The sequence below is a fragment of the Streptomyces sp. NPDC091416 genome (assembly GCF_044756845.1).
Classification (GTDB): domain Bacteria; phylum Actinomycetota; class Actinomycetes; order Streptomycetales; family Streptomycetaceae; genus Streptomyces.
Genome location: NZ_JBIVTU010000017.1, coordinates 1 through 5,975 on the forward strand (window position 1 = coordinate 1; position 5,975 = coordinate 5,975).

Here is a 5,975-nt window from a genome sequence, read left to right on the forward strand (position 1 = left end):
TCGAGGGCCGGGCCCCTGCCTGGGCCCCGCTGCCCGTGCAGTACGCGGACTTCACCCTCTGGCAGCGCACCCACCTCGGCTCCGAGGACGACCCGGACAGTCTGGCGTCCCGGCAACTCGCGGAGTGGCATGCGGCATTGGAGGGCCTCCCCGCAGAACTCGAACTGCCCGCCGACCGTCCGCGGCCCGCCGAGCCGTCCCATCGTGGCGGGAGCGTCGATCTCGACCTGTCCGCCGAGCTGCACGCCTCCGTCGTCGAGCTGGCAGGCAAGCAGAACGTCACACCGTTCATGGTGGTCCAGGCGGCCCTTGCCGCGCTCCTGTCCCGGGTGGGCGCGGGCACCGACATCCCGCTGGGCACCGCGGTCGCCGGGCGTGACGACGCCGCCGTGGAGAACCTCGTGGGGTTCTTCGTCAACACCCTCGTCCTGCGCACCGACCTCTCCGGCAACCCCACCTTCCGTGAGCTGCTCGACCGGGTGCGCCGCACCGACCTGGCGGCCTTCGGCCGGCAGGACGTACCGTTCGAGCGGCTGGTCGAGGTCCTCAACCCCGAGCGGTCACTTTCCCGGCACCCGCTGTTCCAGACGGCGCTGAGCTGGAACACCGAGGCGGCGGCGCTCGATCTGTCCGGCGTCGCGCCGGAGAGGCAGCGGGTACACGTCGGCACCGCGAAGTTCGACCTGAACGTCGTCCTCTCCGAGCAGCGCACCGCATCCGGTGGAGCCGCCGGGATTCTCGGGCAGATCGAGTACAGCCTCGACCTCTTCGACCGGGAGACCGTCGTGGAGCTCGCGGAGCGGCTCGTGCGGCTGCTGACCGCCGCGGTCGCCGACCCCAGGCTCAGGATCGGCGAGATCGAGATTCTGTCGGCCCCGGAGCGGCAGCGGATCGTCCACGAGTGGAACGCCACCGGGGCGCCGGTTCCCGCAGCGTCCTTGCCGGAGCTGATCGCGGCACAGGCGGACCGCACGCCGGACGCCGTGGCCGTCGAATGCGGCGGGACCCGGTGGACGTACCGCGAACTGATGCTCCGTGCGGATGAGTTCGCCGGGCGGCTCGTCGGACTGGGGGTACGGGCGGAGACGCCGGTCGCCCTCCTCATGGAGCGGTCTGCGGATCTGGTGGCCGCGTTGCTCGCCGTGATGCGGGCGGGCGGTGTGTACGTACCGCTGCACACCGGCTATCCGACCGCACGGATGCGTTCGGTGCTCGACGAGGCGCGGGCACCGGTCCTCGTGGTCAGCGGCAGCCTGGCAGCGCACGAACTGGTGGCCGAACAACGCGCAGCCGGGACGCATGTGTTGACCGCCGAAGAACCCAGGGCCGAAGAACCCAGGGCCGAGGGGCCCAGGAGCGATGAACCCAGGACCGGCACGGGCTTCCGGGCCGGACCGCCGGTCCCGCTGCCCGATCGCATCGAGCCCGACCGGCTCGCGTACGTGATGTACACGTCCGGCTCCACGGGCAAGCCCAAGGGCGTCTCCGTGACCCACCGCGATGTGGTCGAGCTGGCCATGGACCGCGGCTGGGGAATCGGCCCGCAGGACCGGGTGCTGATGCACGCACCCCACGCGTTCGACATCTCCGTGTACGAGATCTGGCTGCCGCTGCTCCGCGGCGCCCGGGTCGTGGTCGCCCCGGCGGGCGAGGTCGATGCCGAGACCCTCGACCGTCTGGTCCGCGAGCACGGCATCAGCCATCTGCATCTGACAGCCGGCCTGTTCCGGGCCATGGCGGAGGAGCTCACCGCGACCTTCGGGCAGGTCCGTGAGGTGCTCACCGGCGGCGACGTCGTTTCCGTGAGCGCGGTCCAGCAGGTCATCGAGGCCAACCCCGCGACGACGGTCCGCCATCTGTACGGGCCGACCGAGATCACGCTGTGCGCCACCGGACACGCGGTCTCCGCCCCGTACCGGGCGGCCGACGGTCTGCCGCTGGGACGTCCCCTGGACAACACCCGGGTCTACGTCCTGGACGCCGGGCTGCGACCGGTGCCCGCCGGAGTGGCCGGGGAGCTGTACATCGCCGGATCCGGACTGGCCCGCGGGTACGCCGGACGGCCGGACCTGACGGCCGAGCGGTTCGTGGCCGACCCGTTCGGCGCGCCCGGGACCCGGATGTACCGGACGGGCGACCTCGTGCGGTGGTCCGGGGAAGGACTGCTGGAGTTCGTGGGCCGGGCCGACGACCAGGTCAAGATCCGCGGCTTCCGGGTGGAACCCGCGGAGGTGGAGACCGTACTCGCCGGCGCGCCCGGGGTGGCGCAGGTCGCCGTGCTGGCCCGGGAGGACCGGCCGGGCGACAAACGCCTCGTCGCCTACGTGGTGCCGGCACCGGACGCCGACCCCGGGGCGGCCGCGCTGCGCGACTTCGCGGCGAGAGAACTGCCGGAGTACATGGTGCCGTTCGTCGTCCTGATCGACGCGCTGCCGCTGACCCCCAACGGCAAACTGAACCGGCGTGCGCTGCCGGCGCCCGAGTACGGCGGGGAGGGCCGCGGTGAGCCGGTCACCCCGCAGGAGCAGATCCTGTGCGGCCTGTTCGCGCAGGTGCTCGGCCTGGAACGGGTCGGGACCGAGGAGAGCTTCTTCGCGCTCGGCGGACACTCCCTCCTGGCCACGCGGCTCGTCAACGGTGTCCGCAAGGCGCTGGGCCGTGACGTGTCGGTACGCGACCTGTTCCAGTCGCCCACGGTGGCGGGGCTGCTGTGCCAGCTGGACGCCGAGGGCAGCAGCGACTCGTTCTCACCGGTGCTGCCCCTGCGGACCACCGGGCACCGCACTCCGCTCTTCTGCCTGCACCCGGCGCTCGGCATCGGCTGGTGCTACGGCCGTCTCGCCGGGCAGCTCCCCGCCGACCTCCCCGTGTACGCGCTCCAGGCGCGCGGGCTGCTCGGCCAGGAACCGCCGGCCGGGACCCTCGAAGAGATGATCGACGAGTACTGCGCGCACATCCGGACCGTGCAGCCCGAGGGCCCGTACCAGCTCATCGGCTGGTCCATGGGCGGACTCCTCGCCCACCGGGTCGCCACCCGGCTGCAGAGCCAGGGGCAGCAGGTGGCGCTGCTCGCCGTCGTCGACGCGTATCCGGTGCGGCCCTCCCGCGAGGACTGGGACCCGGCCGAGCTCACCGCGCAGATCAACGCGGACGTCGGCTTCGACACCGAGCAGGTGGCCCCCGGGCAGGAGGCCGAGGTACTCGCCGAGCTCCGTGCCAAGGGCCACCCGCTGGGGCATCTTCCCGGCGGCGACATCGGGGCCGCGGTCCGCGTCTACGTCAACAGCACCGCCCTGACCCGGGGCCTCGTTCCGGAGCGGTTCACCGGCGACGTCCTGTTCTACTCGTCCGGCGCCTCGTTCAGCAGGGACGACGCGACGTTCAACGCCGGGGTGTGGCGGCCGTACGTGACGGGGGACATCACCGAGCACGTCGTGGACTTCCTGCACGAGGACCTGATGATCGAGCCGGCCGCGGTCGCGGAGATCGCGGCGGTCCTCGCCAAGCACGTACGGGATCCGGAACGTACCGGGCCCGTCGAAGCGCACAACACTGACTGACCGCACCACCGACCGGCAGCACCGAGGCTGACGGCACCACGACTGACAGCACCACCGAGCAGCACAGGAGCATGTGATGAGCAACCCGTTCGAAGACCCGGAAGCCGGCTACCTCGTACTGGTCAACGACGAGGCCCAGCACTCCCTCTGGCCGGCCTTCGCCGAGGTACCCGCGGGCTGGACGGTCGCCCTGGCGCAGACCGACCGCGCCGCGTGCCTGGAGTACATCAACCAGAACTGGACCGACATGCGGCCCAAGAGCCTCGTCGAGGCCATGGCGGGTTCCGGGACGGACGCGGCTTGAACGAGGTCATGATCGAGGCGTCCGGGGTCTGCAAGAGCTTCGGCGATGTCCACGCCCTGAACGGCGTGGACATCGAAGTGGCCCGGGGCAAGGTCCTCGGGCTGCTCGGCCACAACGGCGCGGGCAAGACGACCCTGGTGAACATCCTGTCCACGGTCTCTCATCCGACCACGGGCACGGTCAGGGTCGCCGGGTACGACGTGACGACGCAGGGCGCCGCGGTGCGCGCCAGGATCGGCGTGACCGGGCAGTTCGCCTCGGTCGACGAATACCTGTCCGGCTACGGCAACCTGGTCCTCATCGCCCGGCTGCTCGGTGCGGGCCGCCGGGAGGCGGCGGCCCGGGCCACCGAACTGCTGGAACTGTTCCGCCTGACCGAGGCGGCCAAGCAGCCGTCCCGCACGTACTCGGGCGGTATGCGCCGGCGGCTCGACCTCGCGGCCAGTCTTGTGGGCCGTCCCGACGTGCTGTTCCTCGACGAGCCCACGACGGGGCTCGACCCGACGACCCGTATCGCCCTGTGGGAGACGGTCGAGGGCCTGGTGGCGGACGGTACGACGGTGCTGCTGACCACGCAGTACCTGGACGAGGCCGACCGGCTCGCCGACTGGATCACCGTCCTGTCGAAGGGCCGCGTCATCGCGTCGGGCACCAGCGGCCGCCTCAAGGCGGAACTGGGAAGCCGTGCGGTGCATGCCACGCTGACCTCGGACTCCGACCTGTCGGCGGCCACCGGAGCGCTGGAGGCGGCGGGCTTCCAGCCGCGCTCGGACCCGGAGCGGCACACCCTGAGCACGCCGGTGGACTCCTCCGCCGACATCGCGGCCGTGGTGCGGGCACTGGACACCGTGGGCGCCGAGCTCGTCGAACTCACTGTCAAGGAGCCGTCGCTGGACGACGTCTATCTGGCACTCACCCAATCGCCGACGGCCCTCGCAGGCGCGGCCTGACATCGCGGGAGTCTCCGTTGGCCCTCCAGGAACGCACCCTGGACACGGCACCCATCGCCGTGCCCGACACCACAGCCGAATGGCGCGGCGGCAGCATCCGTACCCAGCTGTGGGTGCTCACCGGCCGGCAGATCCGGTCCATGTACGGCGATACCCGGCTCGCGCTGTTCAGCCTGCTCCAGCCGCTGATCATGCTGCTGCTGCTGAGCGAGATCTTCGGCAGCATGGCCAACCGTGACGACTTCCCCCACGGGGTGCGTTACATCGACTACCTGGTGCCCGCGCTGCTCGTCACCACGGGCATCGGGTCCGCGCAGGGCGCCGGAGTGGGTCTCGTCAAGGACATGGACAACGGCATCGTGGCCCGGTTCCGGGTCCTGCCCACCAGGCTGCCCCTGGTCCTGGTCGCCCGCTCGCTGGCCGATCTGCTGCGCGTGTTCACCGAACTGATCGTCCTGCTGGCCTGCGGCACGATCTTCTTCGGCTTCCGGCCGTCCGGCGGGGTGCTCGGCACGGCCGCGGCCCTGCTGCTCACGGTGTTCGTCATCTGGTCCCTCATCTGGTGCTTCATCGCGCTCGCCGCCTGGCTGCGGAGCGTGGAGGTCATGTCGAGCATCGCGGTCCTGGTGATGTTCCCGCTGATGTTCGCCTCCAGCGCGTTCGTCCCGCTGAAGGGGCTGCCGGAGTGGCTGCAGGTCGTGGCCAAGGTCAATCCGGTGACGTACGCGGTGGACGGTTCACGGCGGCTCGCGCTGGGCTGGGACCTGGGGCTCGGAGTGCTCGGTGCGCTCGGCACGAGCGCGGTGCTGCTGGCCCTGGCCGGCTTCGTCGCGGCGAAGTGCTTCCAGCGGGCACCGAATGCCTGAGGATGGCCGCGAAGTGCTTCCAGCGGGCACCGAACGCCTGAGGACGGCCGCGAGGTGTTTCCAGCGGGCACCGAACGCCTGAGGATGGCCGCGAGGTCTTTCCAGCGGGCACCGCACGCCTGAGGAAAGCCCCGCGAGGTGCCTCCGCTGGGTCTCAAGGCCTGAAGAACCCTCGCCCCAGGGACGCAGCCGCGTCTGCCGGGCGGGGGGGTGGGGGGGCCCCCCCGGGGGGGGGGGGGGGCCCGCAAAACCCCCCCCCCCCCCGCGGCGGGGGGGCCCGGGCGCGCCGCCCCGG

Annotated in this window: 4 protein-coding genes; all 4 read left to right on the forward strand. The window is 71.6% G+C overall.

Features of this window, described 5'->3' with window-relative positions; all coding sequences use genetic code 11:
• On the forward strand, positions 1 to 3,560 hold a 3,560-nt coding region (locus ACIQMX_RS35840), incomplete at its 5' end, for an amino acid adenylation domain-containing protein (RefSeq protein ID WP_402484380.1).
• Between the two features lie 76 nt (positions 3,561 to 3,636).
• On the forward strand, positions 3,637 to 3,864 hold the full coding sequence (locus ACIQMX_RS35845) for an MbtH family protein (protein ID WP_363078527.1): 228 nt from the start codon (positions 3,637 to 3,639) through the stop codon (positions 3,862 to 3,864).
• Between the two features lie 8 nt (positions 3,865 to 3,872).
• Positions 3,873 to 4,814 carry an ATP-binding cassette domain-containing protein gene (locus ACIQMX_RS35850; protein ID WP_363078541.1) on the forward strand — a complete coding sequence of 314 codons (942 nt, stop codon included), beginning with the start codon at positions 3,873 to 3,875 and terminating at the stop codon, positions 4,812 to 4,814.
• A 17-nt stretch (positions 4,815 to 4,831) separates the two neighbouring features.
• Positions 4,832 to 5,680, forward strand: coding sequence for an ABC transporter permease (locus tag ACIQMX_RS35855; RefSeq protein WP_363078525.1), 849 nt, complete (start codon positions 4,832 to 4,834; stop codon positions 5,678 to 5,680).
• Positions 5,681 to 5,975: the final 295 nt, after the last annotated feature.